We start from the raw sequence: 25,577 nt of genomic DNA, 5'->3' as shown, positions 1-25,577 counted from the left end.
ATTCCACTCGTCCACAGGTGGCGTGATGGCCGTGACGGGTGGTGCGGGCTGCGAGTATGGGGGGATGTTGGCTGAGTCGGTGCTGGAGGGACTCGACCCCGAACAGCGGGCGGTCGCCGAGGCGGTGAAGGGGCCGGTGTGCGTGCTGGCGGGCGCCGGGACGGGCAAGACCAGGGCCATCACGCACCGCATCGCCTACGCCACGCTGACCGGAGTGGTGACGCCGCAGCGGGTGCTGGCCGTGACGTTCACCACCCGGGCGGCGGGGGAGCTGCGGAGCCGGCTCCGGCAGCTCGGCGCGCCAGGCGTGCAGGCGCGGACGTTCCACGCCGCGGCGCTGCGTCAGCTCACCTACTTCTGGCCGCGCGTCGTCGGCGGCGAACCACCCAAGATCATCGACTCGAAGATCGGGCTGGTGGCGGACGCGGCGCGGGCGTGCCGGCTCTCGCTCGGGCGGACGGAACTGCGCGACGTCGCGAGCGAGATCGAATGGGCGAAGGTCACCCAGCACCGGCCGGAGGACTACCCCGCCGCCGTCGTCCAGGCCGCCCGGAAGCCGCCCGCCGGGATCGTGGACGTGGCGCGCGTCTACGCGATGTACGAGCAGCTCAGGCGCGAACGCAACCTGCTCGACTTCGAGGGGATGCTGGAGCTGACCGCGGCCGTCCTCACCGAGCACCGGGAGGTGGCGAACCAGGTCCGCGAGCAGTACCGGTACTTCGTCGTGGACGAGTTCCAGGACGTCAACCCGCTGCAGAAGATGCTGCTCGACACCTGGCTCGGCGACCGCGACGACCTGTGCGTCGTCGGCGACCCCAACCAGACGATCTACTCGTTCACCGGCGCGTCCCCGTCCCATCTGCTCGGCTTCACCCGCGAGCACCCGGACGCGAAGGTCGTCAAGCTCGTCCGCGACTACCGGTCGACGCCGCAGGTGGTGCGGCTGGCGAACGGGGTGATCGGGCAGGCGAGGGGCGACGGGGCGGTCCGGCACAAGCTGGAGTTGCAGGCCCAGCGCGAACAGGGCCCCGAGCCGGTGTTCAACGAGTACGACGACGAGGTCGCCGAGGCCGACGACGCGGCGCGGCGGGCGCGCAAACTCGTCGACGAGGGCGTCCCCGCGCGGGAGATCGCGATCCTGTACCGGATCAACGCGCAGTCCGAGACGTACGAGGCGGCGCTGGCGGCGGCGGGCGTCCCCTACGTGCTGCGCGGCGCGGAACGGTTCTTCGAGCGGCCCGAGGTCCGCGAGGCGGTGGTCAGGCTGCGCGGCGCGGCGCGGGCGGGCGCCGACGCCGAGAACGACGGGACGGGGCTGATCATGACCGTCCGGCACGTGCTGTCCGGGGCGGGGTTCTCCGACCGGCCGCCCGAGGGCGCCGGTGCCGCCCGAGCACGCTGGGAGTCGCTCGCCGCGCTGGCCCAGCTCGCCGAGGACATGGCCGCCGACAACCCGAAGGCCGGCCTTCCGGACTTCGTCGCCGAACTGGAGGAACGCGCCGCCGCGCAGCACGCGCCGCCTCTGGAGGGCGTCACGCTCGCGTCGCTGCACGCCGCCAAGGGCCTGGAGTGGGACGCGGTGTTCCTCGTCGGGCTCGCCGAGGGGACGCTGCCGATCATCTACGCGGAGACGCCCGCGCAGATCGAGGAGGAACGGCGGCTGCTGTACGTCGGCGTCACCCGGGCGCGCGTCCACCTGTCGCTGTCCTGGGCGCTGTCGCGCTCACCGGGCGGGTCGCGCCACCGCCGCCCGTCCCGCTTCCTGGACGGCCTGACCGGCAAGACCGCCACCCACACCCCGGCCCGCGCCGACCGGGCGAAGCGGCGTACCACCAAGGGGCCGCAGCCGTGCCGGGTGTGCGGGCGTCCGCTGACCGCCGCCGTCGAACGCAAGCTCGGCCGCTGCGAGGACTGCCCCTCCGAGCTCAACGAGGAACTCCTCATCGCGCTCAGGGAATGGCGCGCCCGCGTGTCGGCCGAGCAGAAGGTCCCCGCCTACGTGGTGTTCACCGACGCGACGCTCCAGGCGATCGCCGAGCGCGGCCCCGAATCCATGGAGGACCTGGCCCGCATCCCCGGCGTCGGCAAGGTGAAGCTCGACCGCTACGGCGATGCGGTCCTCGGCCTGTGCGGAGTGTGAGCAGGGCCTCCAGGCGTCCGGGGGGCTGAGATGCCGCTCACACCACCGGATACGGAAGACTGGCGGCCGTGAAGGAATCGCTGAAGGAACTGCTGGACCTGCTGGACCTCGAGCAGATCGAGAACGACATCTTCCGCGGCCGCAGCCCCGAGGAGCGGCGGCAGCGCGTCTTCGGAGGCCAGGTGGCCGGGCAGGCGCTCGTCGCCGCCGGGCGCACCGTCCCCTCGAACCGGCCCGTGCACTCCCTGCACGCCTACTTCATCCGTCCGGGCGACCCGCTCGTCCCGATCGTCTACACCGTCGACCGGGTCCGGGACGGCAGGTCCTTCACCACGCGGCGCGTCACCGCCGTCCAGCACGGCAAGGCGATCTTCACGCTGTCGGCGTCGTTCCAGATCCTCGAGGACGGGCCCGTCCACCAGGCCGCGATGCCGGACGCCCCCGCGCCCGAGTCGCTGCCGGACGGCCTGGCGCGCCTGACGCCGCTGTTCGGGGCGGTCGGGGCGCGGGAGTTCGTGACGCGCCGCCCGTTCGACATCCGGCACGCGACGCCGCTGACGTGGGAGGCGGCGAAAGACCCGTCGCTGGCGACCCCCGAGTCGAAGGTGTGGCTGAAGGTCGACGGCGAACTGCCGGACGACCCGCTCCTGCACGTGTGCCTGATGACCTACGCGTCGGACATGACGCTGCTCGACACCGTCCTGCTCAACCACGGCCTGGCCTGGGGGGACAAACGGACGATGGGCGCCAGCCTCGACCACGCGATGTGGTTCCACCGGCCGTTCCGGGCCGACGACTGGCTGCTGTACTACCAGGAGACCCCGTTCGCCGGCGGTGCGCGGGGGCTGGCTCGCGGCCAGGTCTTCACCAGGGCCGGGGAACTGGTCGTGTCCGTGATGCAGGAAGGGCTCGTCCGGGTCGCGGACTCGCCGCGGCGGTGATGTGCGGGTCTCCCGGGAGGGTTCGACGCTCCCCGGACGGCACGGGTTCCGCGGGAAAAGGGTGAAGTGACCCACAAAACCGCAGGTCAAAAATATCTTGTTGATTCTGCGGAGTCCCCGTACGCTCGAACGCGAGCAATCAACCGGCCAGACCGGTGTGGATCTTGAATCCGCCGGTGCGGCCCGAGCAGCCAGAGAGGTGGTGTGCAGTCCGGTGAGTAACACGTTGTTCAAATCCGCGTCGTCCTGGACCGCCGCATGCCCTGGCGTCTCGATCCCCGATGGCCCCGCCGCGTATTCCGCGGCGTCCGGTGTGCGACTGCGCGATTCCCGCGGCATGTGGAGCATGCGCGGAACGAATCTGCGTGATCTGCACATTGCGCAGCGAATCCAGGACGGCCAGGGGCGAAGTGTCCTCGAACACCTTTCCGAGGGCACGAGCGTCCCGGCTCCGGCCACGGCCCACGTGGGCGTCACCGTCAAGGGTGGCGTGTCGGGTCCGTATCCCTGGAGGCGACCGGTCTAGCGAATAGACCGGCACAGCCCCCAGGCCGCGGATCCAGACCGGATCCGCGGCCTTCTTCTTTTTCCCGGACAACCCACTGACACGCCCGTTGAGATCCAACGAGAGGAACAAGGGTGACTGTGATGCAGGGGGCACTCGCAGTAAGCGAGGAGGACCTCACTCTTCCGTGCCGGACCGACCCGGAGCTGTTCTTCGCCGAGGCTCCCGCCGACGTCGAGCTCGCCAAGGCCCTGTGCCTGGAGTGCCCGCTTCGCAGGGAGTGCCTCGCAGGCGCGCTCGACCGCAAGGAGCCCTGGGGCGTCTGGGGCGGCGAGCTGTTCGTCCGCGGTGTGATCGTTCCGCGCAAGCGGCCGCGTGGCCGTCCGCGCAAGCACCCGCGCCCGGACGAAGTGACCGTGTGAGCACGCCGGCACACGACCGCACCAACCCCGGAGGCGCGGCCCCCGCGCGGGGACCGCGCCTCCGGGCGCCGGAGGGAACACGATGATGACCGTTCAGCCGCGGGAGATCTGCACAGGGCAGGTCCTCGGAGAAGACGAGAAGACCTTGCCGGGCCAGGATCCGTCCCGGGAGCGAATACCCGGGGCCGTGCCCGATGAGCTGGCGGCCCGTGTCCGTGTGCTGCGGCGTGCGCGCCGTGACGCGCGGACGAGGGCGTCACGGGTGCGGCGCGTCCTGCTCGCGCCGACGGCGCCGGCCGCGGGCGAGACGTACGTGCGGGCGCCGAGCCCGCACAGGCATTGAGCCTGCAGGCGGAGACCCGCGCACCACATCAGTGCGCGGCGCCCGCCGAAGGAAGGCCCTCTAGGGCCTGACGCCAAGGGCGCCGCAATCAACACAGCCGTCCTCGTCGTCGGCGAATCCCGGGACCCATTTGAGGGATTCGGCGCGGGCCGGGATCTCGCAGTCCAGCTGGCACAGCACGCCGGTGCCCGCCGACAGCACCCGGTGGATGATCACGTACTCGGGCGGCAGGTTCAGCTGGCGGACGACGTTGGACGGCCGCAGGTCGGTGACCCGGGCGGCCATGTCGCGCAGCCACTCGCGGTTGAACTTGAACGTCTCGGTCATGAACGGCTCGGTGACCGGGGCCATGAACGCCTGCAGCGCCTCGGGCTCGATCTCCACGCCCTCGCGGATGAAGTCCTCCCGGCGCAGCGCGTCCTCGAGCTCGTCGATGTCGGCCATCGTGCCGATCCGCAGGAGCAGCCCGAGCCGTTCCTGGAAGCCGCCGGGAATGCGGTCGACGGCGCCGAAGTCCAAGACGCCGAGCCGCCCGTCCTCCAGCAGCCGGAAGTTGCCGGGGTGCGGGTCGCCGTGCAGCATCCCGGACCGCTTCGGCCCGGAGAGCAGGAAACGGCAGTACAGCAGTGCCGCGTGGTTCCGGGTCTCCGGATCGCCATCGCTGATGATCTTCGACAGCGGGGTGCCGTCGATCCACTCGCTGATCAGGATGTTGCCGTCCTGCGCGATGACCTCGGGAATGTAGAAGTCGGGGTCGTCGGCGTAGGCCGCCCGGAAGACCATCTGGGATTCGGCCTCGATCGTGTAGTCGAGTTCCTCGACCACCCGCTCCTTCAGTTCGGCGAGCATCGACTTGACGTCCAGTCCGGGCATCAGCACGCCGAACATCCGGCCGAGCCGGGCGAGCTGGTTGAAGTCGCTGATCAGCGCCTTGCCGGCGCCGGGGTACTGCACCTTCACGGCGACGGCGCGGCCGTCGTGCCAGACGGCGCGGTGCACCTGGCCGATCGACGCGGCCGCGGCGGGCTCGTCGTCGAACGACGTGAAGTAGTCCCGCCAGTCCTCCCCGAGGAACTCGGCCAGCACCTTGTGGACGGTGCCCGCGGGCAGCGGGGGAGCGGCCTCCTGCAGCTTGGTCAGCGTGGCGCGGTACGGGCCGGCGATCTCCGGCGGCAGCGCCGCCTCGAAGATCGACAGCATCTGGCCGAGCTTCATCGCCCCGCCCTTGAGCTCGCCGAGCACCTTGAACAGCTGCTCGGCGGTGCGCTGCTGGATCTCCGTCGCGACGGCCTCGGCGGGCCTGCCGAAGGTCCGCTTTCCCATGCCGAGCGCGGTGCGGCCCGCGAAGCCGATGGGGAGGGACGCCAGCTTTGCTGACCGCGTCACCGCGCGGCGGGGAAGGTCGCTCACGCGGACCATTGTCGGTGATCGAGTGTCGTTCACGCCACAATCACCGGGATCTATCGTCGGCGCCCGAACCGCGTACCGCTGTGACCTGCGCCAATGTTGTAAGTGTGCGCTTTCTCACGCCGAGTGAGAGGCACGTTCCACGCTCCCGCGGGCCGCGGGGATGCGCCGGGCCGGGCCCCCGGCCTGGGAAGGCATTGTTTCCGGGACCCCGGAGAACAGGGGGCCGGGGAGCGCGCGGTACGGTGCGGGCCATGTCCGAAGAGTCCCTCGATGCGCTGCTGGTCGAACGACGTCCCGGCGGAATCGCCGTCCTGACGCTGAACGATCCCGGCCGCCGCAACGCGATGTCGGACGAGATGACCGCCGCGTGGAAGACGGCGATCGAGGAACTCCGCGCCGACGCGCAGGTCCGCTGCGTCGTGGTGACCGGGACGGGCGGCGCGTTCAGCTCCGGTGGCGACCTCTCCTGGCTCGCCGACACCAACGCCGTCGCCGTACCCGCCCTGCGCGACCGGATGCTGACCTTCTACCGGACGTGGCTGGCGATCCGCGGCCTGGAGGTCCCGACGATCGCCGCCGTCAACGGGCACGCCGTCGGCGCCGGGCTGTGCCTCGCGCTGGCCTGCGACCTGCGGTACGCGGCGTCCGGCGCCAAGCTCCTCGCCCCGTTCACCGCCCTCGGGCTGCACCCCGGCATGGCCGCGACGTGGCTGTTCCCCGAGGTGGCGGGGCTGCCGTTGGCCCGCGAGATGCTGCTGGCCGGACGGGTCCTCACCGGTGACGAGGCCGCGGAGCACGGACTGGTCAACCGTGCCGTCCCACGCGAAGACGTCCTGGCCGAGGCGCTCACCGTCGCCGAACGGGTCGCCGCGCAGGCGCCCGTCGCGACCCGGCTCACCAAGGTCGCCCTGTCGAACGGAGGCCACCCCGACATGGAGTCGGCGCTGCGCTGGGAATCGCTTGCGCAGCCGGTCACGATGTCGTCCGCCGACATGTTGGAGGGGCTCACGGCACAGCGCGAAAAGCGCAGCCCGCGATTCACCGGCGAATGACACCGGGCGCACCACCGCCCTGACACCCGGGCACACCATCGCCCGCGGTTGGCGTCACCCTGAACGGCTCGTTAAAACATAGGGTCTGACCTGCGGTAACGTCAAACACCCCCTATGGGGCGCGCAAAATTTCGAGTACGGTTCAGGCGTGCCCCCTAACGTTGAGGTCCGCCGCAGCGCCAGACGCCGGCGAACCGTGTCCGCCTACCGCGATGGCGACAAGGTGGTGGTGATGGTTCCGTCCAGGCTGAGCAAGGCCGAAGAGGAACAGTGGATCGCGACCATCCTTGAGCGGCTCGAGGAGCGCGAACGCCGACGGCGGCCCACCGACGCCCACCTGCAGGCACGAGCCCGCGACCTGTCCCGCCGCTACCTCGACGGCCGCGCCGACCCGGTCAGCGTCCGGTGGGTCGCCAACCAGCGCACCCGCTGGGGATCGTGCACCCCCGACGACGGCACCATCCGCCTGTCGACCCGCCTGCGCGGCATGCCCGCCTGGGTCGTCGACTACGTCCTCGTCCACGAGCTGGCGCACCTGCTCATCCCCGGGCACGGCGCCGACTTCTGGGAACTGGTCGGCAACTACCCGAAGGCCGAACGCGCCCGCGGCTACCTCGAGGGCGTCGCCGCCGCCGCGCACCTGCCCCTCGAAGCGGACGCACCCGACGACGAGGTCGCCGGCGGGCCCGGTTCGGGAGGCATCCACCACGGGGACGGCCTGCACACCGGCGGTGGATTTCCGCACGAGGTCGCCGGGTGACCGACGCCCCGGCGCGGGCGGCGGCCGACGGGGCCTCGTCCCGCTTCGCCGCGGTGCTGTCGTTTCCCGCCCGCCGGGCGGACGTCCCGCCCGGCATCGACCCCGACGAGTTCCGGCTCGCCATGCTCGAAGACACCTACGAGGTCGTCGCCGGACTCGAACTGGTGACGTCCGCCCTCGTCCTGGACCCGCCGGACCAGCCGGACGCCGAGGCCGTGACCTGGCCCGGCACGCCGATCGTCCGGGAACCGACCCTCGCGGGCGCGTTCGCGGCCCTGCACGCCCTCGGCGCCGGCGCCGCCGTGCTGGTCGCGCCGGACGCCCCCGACCTGCCACCGCTGCTGATCGGCAAACTCTTCCGCGCCGTCGGCAGCGCCCCCTCCGCCGCCTGCCAGGCGGACGGCGCCACCGGCCCGGACGGGCTGGTCGCCCTCGCCGCGCGGCTGCCTCTCCCGCAATGGCTGGCCGCCGCCCTCCGGGACGTCGATCTCGACACCCCCGACGCGCTGGCCCGGCTGCGCGCCGCCGCCCCGCGCCCCGGCCTGGTCCCGCAGGGGCCCGGCTGGCACCGCCTCCGCACCGCCGGTGACCTGCGGCTCCTCGACCCGGGGCTGGAAGGCTGGGAGAACACCCGGGCGCTGCTCGAAGGCCACCCGCTCAGCTCCTGACGGCGTTCGGCTCCTGACGGCGCTCAGGCCTCGACGGCGCTCAGGTCTTGACGGCGCGGGCGACGAGGGCCCGGACGGCGTCGTCGGTGGGCTCGGGAAGATCGTGCACCGGGAACCAGCCGAGATCGTCGGACTCCTCGCTCACCGTGTGGCGGGCGCCCTCCGGGGCGATCGCGACGTACTGGACGTCCAGATGCCAGCTGCCCTGCGGATGGCAGCGGACCGGGTGCCGGTCCAGCCGGACGGGCTCGGGCAGCAGCCGCAGGCCCCGGATACCGGACTCCTCCATCGCCTCCCGCAGCGCCGCGCCCGCGAGCGTGACATCACCCGGCTCGCAGTGCCCGCCGAGCTGCAGCCACGCCTTGACCTTCGCATGCAGGGTCAGCAGCACCCGCGTCCGGGACGCGTCGAGCACCGCGGTGCTGGCGGTGATGTGCCCCGCCGCGCACTCCCGCCACATCCCGTCCGCCGGATGGTCCTCCAGGTGCCGCAGGAACTCCAGGCGGGTCTCCTCCTGCCCCGGGCCGGGTGCCTGCCAGGACGACAGGACCCGCACCGCGTCCGCGTACAGGAACCCCGGAGTCAGCGACCGCGCGCCCGGGGCCACCCTCACGTGCGGCCCATGCGGGGGTAGCGGGAGTTGGCGGGGTGGCGGCGCCGGCGCTCATGGTCGACCGGCCGGTGCCAGCACAGGCTCGCCCGCGCCGTGCGCCACCGTCCTCCGGCCCACGACCAATCGTTCGACGAGCACGTGATTGCGTTCATGGACGACCCCGGCGCGTACCGGCAGCCGTGCACTCGCGACTCGCGCGGCCCGCTCATGCGCGGGACCCGCCGTCGCCGGGACCCTCGTCCCCGCCAGGGTCATCGCCCTCGCCGAGGTCGTCGCCCTTGTCGTCGGGCTTGTCGGCCTCGATGTCCTCCGGGGACCTGGTGAGCTTGGACAGGTCCAGGTCGGACAGGCCCTCGATCTCGTCGCGGCCGTGCACGAACCCGTCCGGGTCGTCCAGATCGTCGGACGTCGGAAGCAGGTCGGGATGGTCCCATACCGCGTCACGGCCCTGCGTGCCGCGCACGTCGGTGAGGGTCCGCCACAGCGCCGCCGCCTCGCGCAGCCGGCGCGGCCGCAGTTCGAGGCCGACGAGCGTCGCGAACGTCCGCTCCGCCGGGCCACCGGTCGCGCGGCGCCGCCGCACCGCCTCGGCCAGCTTCACCGAACCGGGCAGCCGCCCCTGCGCGGCATCGTTGACGACGGTGTCGACCCACCCCTCGACGAGCGCGAGCGTGGTCTCCAGCCGGGCCAGCGCGGCCTTCTGCCGCGGCGACTCCTCCGGCTGAAGCTGGATCTCGCCGCCGAGCGCCTCCTGCAGGGCCTCCGGGTTGCTCAGGTCGAGGCCCTGGACGGCCTGCTCGATGCCCGACAGGTCGACGGTGATGCCGCGCGCGTACTCTTCGACCGCGCCCAGCAGATGCGAACGCAGCCACGGGACGTGCGCGAACAGCCGCTGGTGGGCGGCCTCGCGCAGCGCCAGGTACAGCCGGACCTCGTCGCCGGAGACCTCCAGGCCCGAGCCGAACGCCTCGACGCCCGCGGGCAGCAGCGCGCCGACGCCGTCCGGCGCCAGCGGCAGGCCCACGTCGGCCGAACCGGTCACCTCGCGGGCCAGCGCGCCGAGCGCCTGCCCGGCCTGGCCGCCGACCATCGCCCCGGCCATCTGCTTGACCATCCCGATCAGCGGGCCGGCCATCGCCTGCATGTCGGCAGGGATCTCACCGCCGCCGAGCGCGCTGCCCATGGACTCGACCATGCGGGTCGCGATCGGGTCGCACACCTTCGCCCACACGGGAAGCGTCTGCTCGATCCATTCGGACCGGCTCCACGCCTGCGGCGTCCGGATGCCGGCGGGCAGCGTCGTCTTCTCGTCCAGCCACAGGTCGGCCAGGCGCAGCGACTCCTCGACCTGGCGCCGCTCGGTGTCGACGACCGACGGGTCGCCCTGCTCGACCACCTGGTGCCGCGCGATGTTCTTGGCCAGATCCCAGTTCAGGGGGCCGCCGCCCTCGCCGCCCGCACCCTGGCCGCCGATCATGTCCGCGAACCGGTGCAGCATGTCGGCGAACTGCGCCATGTCGCCGCCCATGCCCTTGAATGGATCCTGGGGCCGGTCGTCGTCGTCGCCGTTGCCGGGACGGTTGAAGCCGAAAGGAGTGTCACTCATCGGATCGCCCCTGGGATGCATGATGGGCTCATATCCGCAACGTTAGCCGGTTCCGGCAAGGTCGCGTACACAAGGAAGGGGGCACCCCCGTGGCAACGGGCAAGGTTCGCCCTCGGCGTAGCAAGGGCCCGGTCGTCGCCGTCACCGGCGCGGCCACCGGTACGGGGCGGCTGCTGGCCGCCCGGCTCGCCGACAGGGAAGAGATCCGCAAGGTCGTCGCCATCGACGCGCACCGCGGCGACGTGCCCGGAGTCACCTGGCGGGTCGTGGACATCCGGGACCCGCTGCTGTCGGGCCGGCTCTCCGATGTGGACGTCATCGTCAACCTGGACGTCGAGTACTCCCCGGACGTGGACCCCCGCGCCCGGCGCACCCACAACGTCCGCGGCGCCCAGACCGTGGTGACCGCCGCCGCGGCCGCCCGCGTCCGCCGCGTCGTCCTCGTCACGTCCGCGATGGTGTACGGGGCCGGGCCCGGCAACGAGGTCCCGCTCGCCGAGGACGCGCCGCTGCTCGCCGAGGCCGACGCCAGCATCGCCGGAGACCACCTGGAGATGGAGGAGCTGGCCGCGACCGCGCCCGTCACCCACCCCGGCCTGGACGTCACCGTCGTCCGTCCCGCCGCGCTCACCGGGCCCGGCGTGGACACCTTCGTCACCCGCCACTTCGAGGCGCCGCGGCTCCTGTCGGTCAAGGGCAGCACGCCCGGCTGGCAGTTCTGCCACATCGAGGACCTCGCGTCCGCCCTGGAGGTCGTCGTCACCGGCGAGGTGACCGGGCCCGTCGCGGTCGGCGGCGAAGGCTGGCTCGGCCCCGACGAGGTCACCGAGATCACCGGCAAGCGCACCCTCGAACTGCCCGCCGCCCTCACGTTCGGTACGGCGCAGCGGCTGCACCGCCTCGGCATGACCCCGGTACCCGCCACCGACCTGCACTACGTCGCCTACCCGTGGGCGGTGGACTGCGCGCGGCTGCGGGCCGCCGGCTGGAAACCGCTCCACGACAACGCGGCCGCGCTGCGCGCCCTGATGGACGAGACCGCGGGGCGGCACGCCGTCGTCGGACGCCGCGTCGGCGGGAAGGAAGCCACCGTGGCGACCGCCGCGGGCGCCACCGTCGCCGCCATCGGCGCGGCCGCCGCCATCCGCCGCGCCCGCAAACGCCGCCGCTGAGCCGCCACCGGACCCGGCCTCAGCGAACCCGGCGGCACGGGACCCGGCAGCACTGGGGCCGGCAGCACTGGACCCGGCAGCACTGGATTCGGCGGCACTGGATTCGGCGGCACTGGATTCGGCGGCACTGGGGCCGCCCCCGCCGCATCACGGCGGGAGCGGCCCCGGTGCCGCGTCGACTCAGCTACCCGACGGTGTCGCGCTCGGCGAACCCGACGGGCTGGGCGAACCGGACGGGCTCGGCGAGGCGGCCGGCGCGGGCTGCCCCGCCGCCGCCAGCGCCGCCTGCGCGTCCTTGATCCGCTTCCAGGCGTCGCCCATCGCCGGATAGTCGCCGTTCTTCCGGGCGCTCTCGTAATCGGTCACGGCCTTCTGCAGATCCGCGATCGCCTTCTGCGCCGCCGCGCTCAGCTGCGGCGGCTGATCGCCGCCCTCGTCGTCCGGCGGCGTTTCCGGCGGCGCCGTACTCGCGCCGCCGAGGACCTGCTCCAACGCGTCGTCGAGAGTGTCGGCGGCTGCGATCTTGTCGCCGTACCGAACCAGGATCTTGCCGAGGATCGGGTACGGCTGCTGCTCCGCGCCGCCCGCCGCCTTCGTGTACATCGGCTCGACGTACAGCAGGCTCCCCCCGAACGGGATCGTCAGCAGGTTGCCGGGCACGGTCTTCGTACCGCCCTGTCTCAGCGCGAACAGGTCGGACTTCACCTTCGTGTCCGTCTCGAACGAGTTCTGCACCTGACCGGGCCCCGCCGGCTGCGCGTTGCGCGGCATCTGCAGGACCTGGATCTGGCCGTAGTCCTTGCCCGGCGTCGACCCGACCGCCATGAAAGCGGCCAGCTGCGGGTTGTTGCGCGGGTTGAACACCGTCGTCAGCGAGAACGACTCGGCGTCCTGGCCCGGCATCCGCAGGCTCTGGTAGTACGGCGGCTGCCGCTTGCCCTGGTTGGCCGGGTCCTGCGGCACCTCCCAGAAGCCCTCACCGTTGTAGAACGCCGACGGGTCCGTCACGTGATACTTCGCGAGGATCGTCCGCTGCGCCTTGAACAGGTCCAGGGGGTAGCGGAAATGAGCCTCCAGCTCGGGCGGGATCGACGAACGCGGCTGGACGGTGTCGTCGAACACCTTCATCCACGTCTTGGTGATCGGGTCGTTCTCGTCCCACTGGTACAGGTGCACGGTGCCGTCGTAGGCGTCCACCGTCGCCTTCACCGAGTTCCGCATGTAGTTGATGTGGTCGTCGGCCTGCCGCGCCACCGCCGACCGCGTGTCGGTGATGGTGTCGCGGGTCGCGTCCGCGAGGCTCATCTCCTCCGAGTACGGGTAGCTGTTGGACGTCGTGTAGCCGTCCAGGATCCACAGGATGCGGCCGTTGACCACGGCCGGGTACGGGTCGCCGTCCAGCGTGAGCCACGGCGCCGCCTTCTGCACCATCTCCCGCGGCGAACGGTCGTACAGCAGCTTGGCGTTCTCGTTGATCGCGCCGGACAGCAGGAGGTTCTTGTCCTGGAACTTCGACGCGTACAGCAGCTTGTTGAAGAACGAGTCGATCGGGACGCCGCCCTGCCCGTCATAGTTGCTGCTCTGCTGCCCCGACGCGCTGTTGTCGGGGTAGTTCAGCTCCTGCTGGCCGGTTCCGCCGACCACCGAGTACGCCGCCGAACGCTCCCCGAAGTAGATCTCCGGCCGTTCCAGCTTGATCTTCTGGTCGGGGGACACCGGCATGTTCTTGGTGATGAAGTCGGGCACGCCGCCGTTGGCGAAGCGGTCCCCGTAGGCGGACACGAACCCGTAACCGTGCGTGTAGACCATGCGGTCCTTCACCCAGCTGCGCTGGCCCGCGGGCGCCCCGGACAGCTCGCGGAGCGCGACGATCGTGTCGACCAGCTTGCCGTCCACCTGGTAGCGGTCCACGTCCAGCGTGTCGGGGAACTGGTAGAACGGCCTGATCCGCTGGAGCTGCTGGAACGTCTCGCCCACCACGTTCGGGTCGAGGACCCGGACGCCGCCGAGCCTGTCGGCCTCCTCCTGGAGCTTCTTCTCGTCGGTCACCGGTTGCTGCCCGTACTGGACGACCTTCGCGCCGTCCACGCCGTAGGCCTTGCGGGTGGCCGTGATGTTGCGGGAGATGAACTCGCGCTCCTTGGCCAGTTCGTCGGGCTTGACCTGGAACTGCTGGATCAGCAGCGGGTACACCCCGCCCAGCAGGATCGCCGACAGCACCAGCAGCGTGAACCCGACGCCGGGCAGCATCATGCCGCGGCGCAGCAGGTTGCCGAAGAACATCGCGGCGCACAGCAGCGCGATGACCGCGAGGATCGTCTTGGCCGGCAGCAGCGCGTTGACGTCGGTGTACGACGCACCGCTCGACACCCCGCGTTCGGAATGCACCAGCCCGTACCGGTCGAACCAGTAGGCGAACGCCTTCAGCAGGATGAACACCCCGAACAGCACCGACAGATGCGCCCGCGCGGGCGGGCTCGCCTTGTCGCCCGGTCCCTGCAGCCGCAGCCCGCCGTACAGGTAGTGCACCATCACCGCGGCGACGATCGACAGGATCACGGTCGCGAAGACCACGCCGAGGACGAGCCGCAAGAACGGATACGTGAAGACGTAGAACGAGATGTCCTTGTGGAACTGCGGATCCTCCACGTTGAACGGAGTCCGGTTCAGGAACGCCAGCCACACCGGCCACTGGCCCGCCACCGACGAGCCGGTCAGCAGCCCGAGCAGCCCCAGCAGCGACCAGGCGATCAGCCGCCTGCGCGGATCGATGACCGCCCGGTAGCGCTCCAGACCCTGCTGCTCCACCGACAGCGGCCGGTACGCGGGCCGCAGCCGGTACGCCACCGCCACGTTCGCGCCCACCACCAGCGTCATCAGCAGCGCCGCCCCGAAGAACAGCGCCACCTTCGCCTGAAGCTGCGTCGTGTAGACGTCGGAGAAGCCGATGGAGCGATACCAGAGCAGGTTCGTGTACGTCGCCGTGAAGACCATGAAAACGATCAGCAACACCGCGAACACCACCAGTATCGGCAGCATCAGCCGTGTCCGTCCGGTTCCGAGCCGGCGCCCGAAACCGGGAGTCCGGAAGGTCAAGAGGCCCCTCCGATCGAGATCTCGCCCACCGGCCGCCCGCCGGTGCTGTAGATGCAACTTACCGACTCGCACGGGGGTTCCCGCACTTCCCCGTACCGAATGTGGGAAAGATGGCCCCGTGAGTCTTCTGGAAGAAGTCGTGCTGGACCTTGAACGTCATTCGGCGCAGGAGGGCTGGGACAGCGCCCCGCGCCTCTACGCCCTCGTCCGGAGCACCGAACTGCGCCGAGCCGAACCCGGCCTCGCCGACCAGCTCGGCCTGCCCCCGGACGCGGACACTCTAGCCGCGCTCGAACAACCCGCCCTACCCGAGCGCGACGCCGTCGAGGAGGCCCTCGCCTCCATCGCCTGGCCCGAAGCCGTCGAAGGCTGCGCCCTCGTCATGGAACGCGTCGTCCTGCCGCCCGAAGTCGAGGAGGACATCCCCGAGGACGAGGCGGAGGCGGCCGCGTTCGCCGCGTCCCACCCCGGACGCGAAGACGTGCGCATGGTCGTCGGCGTCCTCCGCGACGGCGCCCGCCACTCCGCCCTCCGGCTGCGCCGCCACGACTCCGACGACGAAGTCCTCGCCGGCCCCGACCTCGTCCCCGCCCTCGCCGAAGCCCTCGCCGCCACCTTCGAACCGGACGAACCCGGCGCGCCCGCGGAGGGGTAGCCTGCGGAGGGTGAGCCACGACGGTGTTGACGGACACGCTGTTGACCGACCGGGTGTCGACCGGCCGGGTGCCGACCGGGACGGACCCGAGGGCACCGACGGCGTGATCCGGTTGATCGGCGTACGTGACACACCCCTGTCCATCGACGAGGTGTTCGCCGCCGTCGGCGCCTCCGGCGCCGGCGGCGTCGCCGTCTTCGCCGGGACCATCCGCGACAACGACCACGCCCGCGCCGTCACCGGCCTCGCCTACAGCGCCCACCCCACCGCCGAACGGGAACTGCGCGCCATCGCGGAAAAAGTCGCCGCCGACTACCCCGTCCTCGCCCTCGCCGCCGTCCACCGCGTCGGCGACCTGCGGATCGGCGACACCGCCGTCATCGTCGCCGTCTCCTGCCCGCACCGCGCCGAAGCGTTCGACGCCTGCCGCCGGCTCATCGACGACCTCAAGGCCCACGTCCCCATCTGGAAGCACCAGACCTTCGCCGACGGCGGCGACGAATGGGTCGGCGCCTGTTGAGCGCCCCGACCGCATAGAGTTTCCGGCATGTCTCGTCGTGCCGCCACGCTCACCGTCGCGAGCGTGATCATTCTCGTGCTCGCCGTCGTCGGCTCAGCCATGCCGGTGCCGTACGTCGCGCTGATGCCCGGGCCAACGCAGAACACCCTCGGCACGAACGACAAAGGGCAGCCGCTGATCCGGATCGACGGCCGCGAGGTCTACCCCGCCACCGGCCACCTCAACTTCACCACCGTCACCTACCGGGGCGGCCCCGGTGGACGCATCGACCTGTTCACCGCCCTGCGCGGCTGGCTCGCCGGCGACACCGCCATCGTCCCCGAAGAGACGATCTTCCCCGACGACGAGTCGCAGAAGCAGATCGACGAAGAGAACACCCGTCAGATGCAGAACTCCCAGCAGAGCGCCGAAGCCGCCGCCCTGCGCCAGCTCGGCATCCCCGTCACCACCAGCGTCGTCGTCGAGAACGTCCAGAAAGGCCGCCCCGCCGACGGCGTCCTCAAACCCGGCGACGAGATCACCGCCCTGAACGGCACCAAGGTCACCGGCGTCACCCAGGTCATCGACAGCATGGGCGGCAACAAGATCGGCGAACCGGTCACCCTCACCTACAAGCGCTCCGGCGAAGAGCGCAAGGCCACCGTCAAGACCGTCGCCGACCCCTCAGGGAAACGCCCCGTCGTCGGCATCGTCCTCTCCGACCGGTTCACGTTCCCATTCAAGATCGACATCAGCGTCGGAGACATCGGCGGCCCCTCCGCCGGACTCATGTTCAGCCTCGCCATCATCGACAAACTCACCCCCGGCCCCCTCACCCAGGGCAAGTTCATCGCCGGCACCGGAACCATCACGCCCGACGGCAAAGTCGGCCCCATCGGCGGCATCCAGCAGAAGATGGTCGCCGCCCGCAAAGCCGGCGCCACGATCTTCCTCACCCCCGCCGACAACTGCGCCGACGCCGGCACCGCCCGCCCCGACGGCCTCCGCCTCGTCCGCGCCGACACCCTCCAAGGCACCCTCAACGCCATCAACGCCATCAACTCCGGCAAAGGCGACGTGCCCGCCTGCACCAAATAACCCGCCCCACCCCACCGGCCCGTCCAAACCACCCCCCGCCATGCCATAGACTTTCAACCATCACCGCGGGGTGGAGCAGTTCGGTAGCTCGCTGGGCTCATAACCCAGAGGTCGCAGGTTCAAATCCTGCCCCCGCTACGGGTCCTGGGGTCCGCGTGGTCAGTGCTTTGCACTTTCCCTCGCGGGCCCCTTCGCCGTTTTCGGGGGGCGACCCCCGGGCCCCCGTCTCCTCCGCCATCCCCCACCCGCCCGCCCCTGGGGCTTCGCCCCTATCCCCCCTCGGCCCGCCCCTGGGGCTTCGCTCCTATCCCCCCCTCGGCCCGCCCCTGGGGCTTCGCTCCTATCCCCCCTCGGCCCGCCCCTGGGGCTTCGCCCCTATCCCCCCTCGGCCCGCCCCTGGGGCTTCGCCCCTATCCCCCTCGGCTTCGGGCGCTATCCCCCCTCGGTTCGGGTCCTGTCTCCCTCTCCCTTCTGGGGCTATCTCCCCTTGGGGTGGTGGTCTTGGGGTTGCTTGTTCTCGTCGGCTTCCTTGGGTAGGTGGGGGGCCAGGGTCAGGGCCAGGTGGAGGGTCAGGCGGTCTTGGCCGTTCGTGAGGGTCAGGGACGTCAGGGTCTCTATGCGGCGCAGGCGGTGGTAGAGGGATTGGCGGTGGATGTTCAGGGCCTGGGCCGTTTTCTGCACGTTGCCGGCCAGGTCCAGGTACGTGCGGGCCGTCTCGGCCAGGTCCGGGTGCTGTAGCAGGCGGTGGGTGCCCGGGGTCTGGGTCGACCGCGTCAGGGCCTCGTCGCCTGCGGTGCGCAGGAGGCGCAGGACGCCCAGGGACGTCCAGTCGCGGGTTTCGCCGGGGGCGGCGGTGCGGGCGGCCACGCGGGCGCGGAGCCAGCCCTCGTGGACGTGGTCGAGTGTCGGGCACGGGGAGTGGACGCCGGCCCGGACGGGGGCGTTGCGCTCTTCCAGGAGGCGGCGCGCACGGTCGATGGTGGCGGGCGCGGAGGCTGAGGCCGGGATCAGCAGGACGTGGTCGCGTTGCCACAGGGTGGTCAGGACGGAGTGGGGGAGCAGCCAAGGGTTGAGGGGCTCCGGAGTTGGCGTTCGCAGGACCGCGACTGTGAAGGGTGGGTCCGCGACTCCCGCGTTCGCCAGGTCGTCGGCGGCCTGAATCCGGGCGCCGGGATGGGTGGAGAGAAGGTCGGCGACCTTCCAGCCGAGGTCGTCGCGTTCCCTGGCCTGGCGGGCCATGAGGAGGCCGGCGCGGTCGCAGAGGGGCATCGCGCTGGCCGCCTGGGCGGGGGTGATGCGCTCCTGGTCGTCCAGGAGCCAGAGGTAGCCGTAGGTGACGTTGTTCCAGCGGACGGGCAGGCACAGGCGCCCCAGCTGGCCGAGCGAGACGTCCGCCGGGATGCGGACGGGGCCGGTGGCGCGGGCGATGCCGTGGCGCTCGAAGCGGGCACGGACCGCGTCGGTCGCGCGGCGGTGCAGGATCGAGTCCACCCGGACGGGGTCGATGGTGTCGTCGTGGGCGGCGTAGGCCACGAGGTGGAAGTCGCGGTCCTCCAAGGTGGCGGGGGCGCGGAGGAGGTCGGCCGCGTGTTCCGCGATCTCCTGGAGGTCCATCGGAACTTCCTTCGTACGTTTGTATGAAGAAGTCGGTGCCGGGAAGTGGCATTTGACTATACGGCGTGGGGGTGCAGGCCTCCTAACGTGCGAGGTGTTCTTCGGCGTTGGAGGTTCCGGTGGTCGGTTCTGTGCTGCTGGCGGCCGCGCGTAGTGGGCGGGTTCGTGACCTGGTGACTTCCGTGCCCCTGACCAGGGGTGTCGTCGACCGGTTCGTCGCCGGAGACGATCTCGATGCCGCGGTCGGCGTCGTTCGGGAACTGGGGGCGGACGGGCTCGACGTCACTCTCGATCATCTCGGGGAGGACACCAGGGATCGGGAGCGGGCGCAGGCGACCAGAGACGCGTATCTGCGGATGTTCTCCGTCCTGGGAGACCAGGGGCTCGCGGGTGGCGCCGATGCGTCGGTGAAACTGTCGGCCCTCGGGCGGGCGCTCGGCGGCGACCTCGCCCTTGATCACGCTCGGGAGATCTGTGCCGCGGCCGGGCGGGCAGGAATGACGGTCACGCTCGACATGGAGGATCACACGACGGTCGACTCGACCCTGGAGATCCTCGGCAAGCTCCGCGCCGACTTCCCCTGGGCGGGAGTCGCGATCCAGGCGATGCTGCGGCGCAGCGAAGGTGATCTCCGGGACCTCGCGGGGGCGCGGGTGCGGCTGGTCAAAGGCGCCTACGCGGAGCCCGCGTCGGTCGCCTACCAGGGCAGGCGCGACGTCGACCGCGCCTACGTGCGGGGGCTGCGGACGCTGATGCGGGGGGACGGATACCCGATGGTCGGCAGTCACGACCCGCGGATGATCGAAATCGCGCTGGCCCTGGCCGCCGGGAGGCCGTCGGACTCCTACGAGTTCCAGATGCTCTACGGGGTCCGGGCAGCCGAGCAGCGGCGGCTCGCGGAGGGCCACCGAGTGCGCGTCTACGTCCCGTACGGGGCGGACTGGTACGGCTACTTCATGCGGCGCCTGGCCGAACGGCCCGCCAACCTCGTCTTCTTTCTCCGTTCGATCGTTTCCCGCTGACCAGGAGGTTCTTCCGTGGACGCCGTGACCAACGTTCCGCCGCCGGTGAACGAGCCGGTACACGGGTACGCCCCGGGCAGTGCCGAGCGGGCCCGGCTCGAGTCCGCTCTCGCCCGGCTCGCCGCCGAGGTCCCGATCGACCTGCCCATGACCATCGGGGGAGAACGGCGGCTCGGCGGCGGGACGAAGGTCGCCGTCGTGCAGCCGCACCGGCACGCGTCCGTCCTCGGAACGTTCGGCACCGCCACCGGAGACGACGCGCGCGACGCCGTCGAGGCCGCACTGAAGGCCGCCCCGGCCTGGCGGGCGCTGACGTTCGACGACCGGGCCGCGATCTTCCTGCGGGCCGCCGACCTGCTGTCCGGGCCGTGGCGGGAGACGCTGCTGGCCGCCACGATGCTCGGGCAGTCCAAGACCGTCCAGCAGGCGGAGATCGACAGCCCATGCGAACTGGTCGACTTCTGGCGGTTCAACGTGCACTACGCGCGGCGGATCCTCGCCGAACAGCCGATCAGCGGGCCGGGCGTGTGGAACCGCTCCGACCACCGCCCGCTGGAGGGGTTCGTCTACGCGATCACCCCGTTCAACTTCACCGCGATCGCCGCGAACCTGCCGACCGCGCCCGCGCTGATGGGCAACGTGGTGGTGTGGAAGCCGTCCCCGACACAGACGTACTCGGCCGTCCTCCTCATGCGGCTCCTGGAGGAGGCCGGCCTCCCGCCCGGCGTCATCAACCTGGTCACCGGTGACGGGCTGGCCGTGTCCGACGTGGCGCTCGCACACCCCGAACTCGCCGGAATTCACTTCACCGGATCCACGGCGACGTTCAAACGGCTGTGGAAGACGGTCGGGAACAACATCGAGAAATACCGCGGATATCCGCGGCTCGTGGGGGAGACGGGCGGTAAGGACTTCGTCGTCGCCCACCCCTCCGCCGACCCGGCCGTGCTGAAGACGGCGCTGGTGCGCGGGGCCTTCGAATACCAAGGGCAGAAATGCTCCGCCGCGTCACGGGCCTACATCCCGCGGTCGATCTGGGACGGCGGGTTCAAAGAGGAACTCGCCGCCGAAGTCGACGGGCTCACCATGGGAGACGTCTCCGACCTCGCCAACTTCATGGGCGCGGTGATCGACGAACGGGCCTTCGCCAAGAACAAGGCGGCCATCGACCGGGCCCACGCCGACCCCGGCGTCGACATCGTGGCCGGCGGAACCTACGACGACTCGGCCGGATACTTCGTCCGGCCGACCGTCCTCGTGTCCGGCGACCCCGAGAACGAGATCTTCCGGGACGAGTACTTCGGGCCCATCCTCGGCATCCACGTCTACGAGGACGGACGATACGACGAGATGCTCGCCCAGATGGAATCGGTGTCGCCGTACGCGCTGACCGGCGCCGTGATCGCCGGCGACCGGGCCGCCGCCGCGCACACCGCCGAGGTCCTCCGGTACGCGGCCGGCAACTTCTACATCAACGACAAGCCCACCGGCGCCGTCGTCGGGCAGCAGCCGTTCGGCGGCGCGCGGGCGTCCGGCACCAACGACAAGGCCGGATCCGTGTTCAACCTGCTGCGCTGGACATCGACGCGCTCCATCAAGGAGACGTTCGTCCCGCCGACCGACTACCGGTACCCGCACATGGGTTAGGCGCTCCCGACGCCCGTGGCCGGGAGGGTCACCCAGCCACGGGTGAAGGGGGACGAGATCCGTTCGGCCTGCTCCAGGTCCACGCCGACGTTCGGGTGGGTGCGCAAGAGCTCCTCCAGGGCGACGCGGGCCTGGAGCTTGGCCAGATGCGACCCGATGCAGAAATGCACGCCGCTGGAGAAACCCAGGTGGCGCGGGATCTCACGGGTGATGTCCAGTTCGCCCGCCGACGGGCCGAACTCGCGTTCGTCCCGGTTCGCCGACCCGAACAGCATCATCACCTTCTCGCCCGCCGGGATCTGCGTCCCGTGCAGCGTCACCGGCCGTGTCGTCGTGCGGGCGAGCGCCTGCACCGAACCCTCCAGACGCAGGAACTCCATCAGCGCGTTCGGGATCAGAGACGGGTCGGCGGCCAGACGTTCACGCTGGCCGTGGTCGCCGTCCAGGAGCGCCACGGCGTGCGAGACCAGGTTGCCGGTCGTGTCGTTGCCGCCCGCGACCATGACGAAGCAGAAGCCGAGGACGTCCCAGTCGGTGAGGCGCTCCCCGTCCACCTCGGCGGCCGTCAGCGCGCTGATCAGGTCGTCGGACGGATCGGCCCGGCGCGCCGCGATCACGTCGGTGAAGTAGGCGAACATCTCGGCCACCGCCTCGGCCGCGCCGCCCTTGATCGCCTTCACGTCGAAGCCGTCGTCCTGCAGGGTCGTCAGCGCGGTCACCCACGGGTCGAACCGCGCCCGGTCGGCCTCCGGGACGCCCAGTAGATGCGCCAGCGCGAACGTGGGGAGCGGTGAGGAGAAGTTCCGGTGCAGGTCGGGCGTCTCGCCGTCGGCCGTCATCTCCTCCATGAGCCTGATCCGGGAACGGACGAACTCGCGGAGCAGGTCTTCGAGCGCCGCCGTCCGGCGCGGGGTGAAACCGTGGCTGATCAGGCGCCGCAGCACCGTGTGGCGCGGCGGATCGAGCATCACGATCGTCGGGGCCAGGCCGAGCGTGCCGATCTCGTCCCGATAGAACGTCAGGCCCTGCGCGGATGAGAACGTCCCCGCGTCCCGCGTCGCCGCCCAGATGTCATCGAAGCGGGACAGCGCCCAGAACGGCGGATCCGCGTGGCGATGGACGGGATCGTCGTCGCGGAGCCGCCGGTACACGGGATAGGGATCGGCCTGGAATCCGGGATCGAACGGGTCGTACACGTCCGCCATGGCGCGGGCCTCCGGTACTAACAGGCGTCGTTATTAACGCTCCCTGTTAGTATCATTCCGTGCCCAAAGACGCAACGGCCACCAGAGAACGGCTGCTTCGCGCCGGCGCCCACCACTTCGCCGCCGACGGCATCGACGCCGCCCGCACCCGCGACATCATCGCCACCGCCGGACAAGGCAACGACTCCGCCATCACCTACCACTTCGGCTCCCGCGCCGGACTCCTCGAAGCCATCCTCCGCGCCGGCGTCGCCCGCATGGAACCCGCCCGCACCACCGCCCTCGACCCCGCCGACCTCCACGCCACCGTCGCCGCCATCGTCCACCCCACGGCAGGCGAACTCCGCACCCCCCAAGGACGCGACTTCCTCCGCATCACCGCCCAACTCGCCGGACGCGCCGGAATCCGCGACCACCGCCCCCCGCCCGTCCTCCACGGCACCCGCCTCAACCGCCAACTGCACACCCTCGAAACCGCCTGCCGCGCCCGCCTCCCCGAACCCCTCGCCCTCGAACGCATCGCCATGTTCATCGCCTTCCTCACCGCCGCCCTCGCCGACCGCACTGGCCGAACCCGCCCAGGCACCGAAGAAAGCTCCCTCCTCGACCACGACGCCTTCGTCGCCGACCTCACCGCCATGCTCACCGCCGCCCTCCAAGCCCCCCGCGCCGGCCGCAACCGGTTTGCCTAACCACCCCCAGCCCCATACAGTTAAGACATCACCGCGGGGTGGAGCAGTTCGGTAGCTCGCTGGGCTCATAACCCAGAGGTCGCAGGTTCAAATCCTGCCCCCGCTACGGGTCCTGGGGTCCGCGTGGTCAGTGCTTTGCACTTTCCCTCGCGGGCCCCTTCGCCGTTTTCGGGGGGCGACCCCCGGGCCCCCGTCTCCTCCGCCATCCCCCACCCGCCCGCCCCTGGGGCTTCGCCCCTATCCCCCTGGGGCTTCGCCCCTATCCCCCCTCGGCTATCCCCTCGGGGGTTGGTCCTGTCGCCCTTTCTTGTTGGCGGTTAGCGTTGGCGGGGTTGCTGGGTTTCTGGGCTTGGAGTCTTTGGTGGCCTACGGCGGGACGGTCGGGGATCGGCTGCGGCATGCGCGGCGGCGGCGGTTCGTGGGGCGCAGCGGGGAGATCGAGCTGTTCCGCGGGGCGATCTCGGACGGGTCGTTCGCCGTGCTGTTCCTGCACGGGCCCGGTGGGGTCGGCAAGAGTGCGCTGCTCGCGGAGATGGCGGAAGCCGCACGGCAGAGCGGGGTCACGCCCGTGCTCGTGGACGCGCGGACCGTGACCCCTGAGGCCTCCGCCTTTCTGCGGGCCGTGGAGGCGCCCGGGGCGGGGCGGTACGCGGTGCTGATCGACACCTACGAGCTGCTCGCCCCGCTCGACGACTGGGTTCGGGAACATTTCGTGCCCGGATTGCCCGCCGACACCATCGTCGTGATCGCCGGGCGGGACGCGCCCTCGGCCCGGTGGGTCGCCGACGCCGGGTGGCATGAACTGCTGCGTGTCGTGTCGGTGCGCAACCTCAGTCCATCGGACGCCCTTGCCTATCTGAGAGTCGAGGGGGTTCCCGAGGAGCTGCATGACCACGTTCTGGAACTGGCGCACGGGCACCCGCTGACTCTGTCGCTGCTGGTGGACTTGGTGCGCCGGCGGGAGGACGTCCCTCGAAGCCTGCGCGTTGCGCCGGACGTCGTGCGGGCGCTGCTTGCGCGGCTGGTCGACCGGGTTCCGAGTTCCCGGCATCGGGAGGCGCTCCAGATCTGCGCGCATGCGAGGTTCACCACGGAAGAGCTTCTCCGCGCCATGCTCGGGGACGATGCCCCGGCACTCTTCGGCTGGCTGCGGACGCTGTCGTTCATCGAGGAACGCGAGTTCGGGCTGTTTCCGCATGATGTCGTGCGGGACATCCTGGACGCTGATCTGCGGTGGCGTGACCCGGACGGGTACGCGGGGCTGCACCGGGGGCTGCGCAGACGTTTCGTCGAGCGGGCGCGGAAGGCCGCCGACGACGAGCGGGTCAGGCACCAGAACGTCGCGGACATCATGTTCCTCAGCAGGGACCACCCCATCGTCAAGGGATACTGGCAGCTCACCGGGCTCGGGCAGCTGTCCGCCACCGGCCTGCGGCCCGGGGACGCCGAGACCGTTCTCGCCATGACCCGCGAACAACAGGGCGAAGAACAGGCCGCGCACGCCGCGTACTGGATCGAGCGGCAACCCGATGCCTTCGGGGTCTTCCGGGACGAGGCGGGCGAACCGTTCGGTTTCGCGGCGTACCTGGAGCTGCAGGAGGCCGACCTCGGAGACGACCCGGGTGCGCGGGCGATGTGGGAGCACGTGGTGCGGCACGCCCCGCCCCGGCCCGGGGAGAACGTCATGGCCTGGCGGTTCTTCATGGACGCCGAGCCGGACGCGCGGCCATCCCGGTCGGAGACCATGATCCGGCTCTGGCACGGGCAGGAGATCATCACCGGGGCCGGCAAGGCGTGGGACCTCGTCGCCGTCCCGTCGGAACGCGAATACTGGGACCCGCTGCTGTCCTTCTTCGACTTCCACCATGCCGCCGAGGCCGGCTACCGGGTCGGCGGACGGCCCTACGACGTCTACGCCCACGACTGGCGGGTCCTCGGGGTCGACGACTGGCTCGCGCTGACGGCCGAACGGGAACTCGGCGCCCCCGTCACCGCATCGGCGGCGAGTGCGCCCGAACTCGTCCTGTCGCAGCCGGAGTTCGCCGACGCCGTCCGCGCCGCCCTGCGCGACCTGCATCGCGCCGACCGGCTCGCCGGCAACCCGCTGCTGCGGTCCCGGCTCGTCCGGGAGGCCGGCGCGCCCGCCGCCGAGTTGCGGAGGCTCGTGGAGGAGGCCGCCGGGACGCTGCGGGACGACCCGCGCGAAGAATCGCTGTACCGGGTCGCCGACCGGACCTTCCTGCGTCCGGCGCCCACACAGGAACGCGCCGCCGAGATGCTCGGGCTGCCGTTCAGCACCTACCGGCGGCACCGCAACCGGGCCGTGGAGCGGATCGCCGCGTGGCTGTGGGAACGCGAACTCTACGGAACCGGCCACCAGGTGGACAGCTAGTGGCCTGGCAGGTGGACAGCGGGCC

General features: G+C 71.2%; 20 protein-coding genes and 2 tRNA genes. 16 read left to right on the top strand and 6 right to left on the bottom strand.

Annotation, left to right across the window (positions count from 1 at the left end):
- Positions 1 to 64 precede the first annotated feature (64 nt).
- The 3 genes from ACGFIS_RS03930 to ACGFIS_RS03920 all read left to right on the top strand — a co-directional run bounded on the left by ACGFIS_RS03930 (position 65) and on the right by ACGFIS_RS03920 (position 4,008).
- Positions 65 to 2,140, top strand: a complete 2,076-nt coding sequence (locus ACGFIS_RS03930) for an ATP-dependent DNA helicase UvrD2 (protein WP_392969375.1) — start codon at positions 65 to 67, stop codon at positions 2,138 to 2,140.
- A gap of 68 nt (positions 2,141 to 2,208) precedes the next feature.
- Entirely contained in the window at positions 2,209 to 3,081 is an 873-nt protein-coding gene (gene tesB, locus ACGFIS_RS03925; protein ID WP_392900889.1) for an acyl-CoA thioesterase II, read from the top strand.
- 648 nt (positions 3,082 to 3,729) lie between these two features.
- A complete protein-coding gene (locus ACGFIS_RS03920; RefSeq protein ID WP_392901437.1) occupies positions 3,730 to 4,008 on the top strand; it encodes a WhiB family transcriptional regulator in 279 nt (92 codons plus the stop codon).
- Positions 4,009 to 4,411: 403 nt separating this feature from the next.
- Here the strand turns inward: ACGFIS_RS03920 and ACGFIS_RS03915 are convergent, their stop codons facing one another.
- Positions 4,412 to 5,761, bottom strand: a complete 1,350-nt coding sequence (locus tag ACGFIS_RS03915) for an ABC1 kinase family protein (protein WP_392900895.1) — start codon at positions 5,759 to 5,761, stop codon at positions 4,412 to 4,414.
- Positions 5,762 to 6,012: 251 nt separating this feature from the next.
- On the opposite strand from ACGFIS_RS03915, the gene ACGFIS_RS03910 reads away from it, so the two are divergent.
- The 3 genes from ACGFIS_RS03910 (at position 6,013) to ACGFIS_RS03900 (ending at position 8,241) form a co-directional block, all read left to right on the top strand.
- Positions 6,013 to 6,813, top strand: a complete 801-nt coding sequence (locus tag ACGFIS_RS03910) for an enoyl-CoA hydratase/isomerase family protein (protein ID WP_392900898.1) — start codon at positions 6,013 to 6,015, stop codon at positions 6,811 to 6,813.
- 196 nt (positions 6,814 to 7,009) lie between these two features.
- Positions 7,010 to 7,573 (top strand): M48 family metallopeptidase, encoded by a 564-nt coding sequence (locus tag ACGFIS_RS03905; RefSeq protein ID WP_392901439.1) that lies wholly within the window; start codon positions 7,010 to 7,012, stop codon positions 7,571 to 7,573.
- A complete protein-coding gene (locus tag ACGFIS_RS03900; RefSeq protein ID WP_392969372.1) occupies positions 7,570 to 8,241 on the top strand; it encodes a hypothetical protein in 672 nt (223 codons plus the stop codon). The genes ACGFIS_RS03905 and ACGFIS_RS03900 overlap by 4 nt, the downstream gene beginning before the upstream one ends.
- Before the next feature lie 40 nt (positions 8,242 to 8,281).
- Here the strand turns inward: ACGFIS_RS03900 and ACGFIS_RS03895 are convergent, their stop codons facing one another.
- Together ACGFIS_RS03895 and ACGFIS_RS03890 are read right to left on the bottom strand one after the other, a co-directional pair.
- Positions 8,282 to 8,854: an NUDIX hydrolase gene (locus ACGFIS_RS03895; protein WP_392900904.1), complete on the bottom strand. Its 573-nt coding sequence runs from the start codon at positions 8,852 to 8,854 to the stop codon at positions 8,282 to 8,284.
- 205 nt (positions 8,855 to 9,059) lie between these two features.
- On the bottom strand, positions 9,060 to 10,460 hold the full coding sequence (locus tag ACGFIS_RS03890; protein WP_392900907.1) for a zinc-dependent metalloprotease: 1,401 nt from the start codon (positions 10,458 to 10,460) through the stop codon (positions 9,060 to 9,062).
- 89 nt (positions 10,461 to 10,549) lie between these two features.
- Here ACGFIS_RS03890 and ACGFIS_RS03885 point away from each other — a divergent pair, with 89 nt between their 5' ends.
- Complete coding sequence (locus ACGFIS_RS03885; RefSeq protein WP_392900910.1) at positions 10,550 to 11,632, top strand: NAD-dependent epimerase/dehydratase family protein; 1,083 nt, start codon at positions 10,550 to 10,552, stop codon at positions 11,630 to 11,632.
- 180 nt (positions 11,633 to 11,812) lie between these two features.
- Here the strand turns inward: ACGFIS_RS03885 and ACGFIS_RS03880 are convergent, their stop codons facing one another.
- A complete protein-coding gene (locus ACGFIS_RS03880) occupies positions 11,813 to 14,671 on the bottom strand; it encodes a UPF0182 family protein (protein WP_392969369.1) in 2,859 nt (952 codons plus the stop codon).
- A gap of 175 nt (positions 14,672 to 14,846) precedes the next feature.
- On the opposite strand from ACGFIS_RS03880, the gene ACGFIS_RS03875 reads away from it, so the two are divergent.
- The 4 genes from ACGFIS_RS03875 (at position 14,847) to ACGFIS_RS03860 (ending at position 17,118) form a co-directional block, all read left to right on the top strand.
- A complete protein-coding gene (locus ACGFIS_RS03875; protein ID WP_392969366.1) occupies positions 14,847 to 15,383 on the top strand; it encodes a PPA1309 family protein in 537 nt (178 codons plus the stop codon).
- A gap of 103 nt (positions 15,384 to 15,486) precedes the next feature.
- A complete protein-coding gene (locus ACGFIS_RS03870; protein ID WP_392901441.1) occupies positions 15,487 to 15,903 on the top strand; it encodes a molybdenum cofactor biosynthesis protein MoaE in 417 nt (138 codons plus the stop codon).
- Positions 15,904 to 15,930: 27 nt separating this feature from the next.
- Positions 15,931 to 16,980, top strand: a complete 1,050-nt coding sequence (locus ACGFIS_RS03865; protein WP_392969364.1) for a PDZ domain-containing protein — start codon at positions 15,931 to 15,933, stop codon at positions 16,978 to 16,980.
- Positions 16,981 to 17,044: 64 nt separating this feature from the next.
- A tRNA-Met gene (locus ACGFIS_RS03860) sits at positions 17,045 to 17,118 on the top strand.
- 339 nt (positions 17,119 to 17,457) lie between these two features.
- Here ACGFIS_RS03860 and ACGFIS_RS03855 read toward each other — a convergent pair.
- Positions 17,458 to 18,594 (bottom strand): PucR family transcriptional regulator, encoded by a 1,137-nt coding sequence (locus ACGFIS_RS03855; RefSeq protein ID WP_392900923.1) that lies wholly within the window; start codon positions 18,592 to 18,594, stop codon positions 17,458 to 17,460.
- A gap of 119 nt (positions 18,595 to 18,713) precedes the next feature.
- Here ACGFIS_RS03855 and ACGFIS_RS03850 point away from each other — a divergent pair, with 119 nt between their 5' ends.
- Together ACGFIS_RS03850 and pruA are read left to right on the top strand one after the other, a co-directional pair.
- Entirely contained in the window at positions 18,714 to 19,616 is a 903-nt protein-coding gene (locus tag ACGFIS_RS03850; RefSeq protein ID WP_392969811.1) for a proline dehydrogenase family protein, read from the top strand.
- A gap of 15 nt (positions 19,617 to 19,631) precedes the next feature.
- Positions 19,632 to 21,263, top strand: coding sequence for an L-glutamate gamma-semialdehyde dehydrogenase (gene pruA, locus ACGFIS_RS03845; RefSeq protein ID WP_392969361.1), 1,632 nt, complete (start codon positions 19,632 to 19,634; stop codon positions 21,261 to 21,263).
- Here pruA and ACGFIS_RS03840 read toward each other — a convergent pair.
- Positions 21,260 to 22,468, bottom strand: a complete 1,209-nt coding sequence (locus tag ACGFIS_RS03840) for a cytochrome P450 (protein ID WP_392900932.1) — start codon at positions 22,466 to 22,468, stop codon at positions 21,260 to 21,262. The two genes, pruA and ACGFIS_RS03840, sit on opposite strands and share 4 nt — an antisense overlap.
- Positions 22,469 to 22,527: 59 nt before the next feature.
- Between ACGFIS_RS03840 and ACGFIS_RS03835 the strand changes: the two genes are divergently transcribed.
- The 3 genes from ACGFIS_RS03835 to ACGFIS_RS03825 all read left to right on the top strand — a co-directional run bounded on the left by ACGFIS_RS03835 (position 22,528) and on the right by ACGFIS_RS03825 (position 25,552).
- Complete coding sequence (locus ACGFIS_RS03835; RefSeq protein ID WP_392900936.1) at positions 22,528 to 23,160, top strand: TetR/AcrR family transcriptional regulator; 633 nt, start codon at positions 22,528 to 22,530, stop codon at positions 23,158 to 23,160.
- A 32-nt stretch (positions 23,161 to 23,192) separates the two neighbouring features.
- Positions 23,193 to 23,266, top strand: a tRNA-Met gene (locus tag ACGFIS_RS03830).
- Between the two features lie 243 nt (positions 23,267 to 23,509).
- The gene (locus ACGFIS_RS03825) at positions 23,510 to 25,552 is read left to right on the top strand and encodes an AAA family ATPase (protein WP_392900940.1); all 2,043 of its coding nucleotides are present in this window, start codon (positions 23,510 to 23,512) and stop codon (positions 25,550 to 25,552) included.
- Positions 25,553 to 25,577: the final 25 nt, after the last annotated feature.

Origin of the sequence: Spirillospora sp. NPDC048824 (assembly GCF_043198455.1) — a bacterium.
In the GTDB taxonomy this organism is placed as follows: Bacteria; Actinomycetota; Actinomycetes; order Streptosporangiales; family Streptosporangiaceae; genus Spirillospora.
This window is presented reverse-complemented; position numbering and strand designations above follow the sequence as displayed.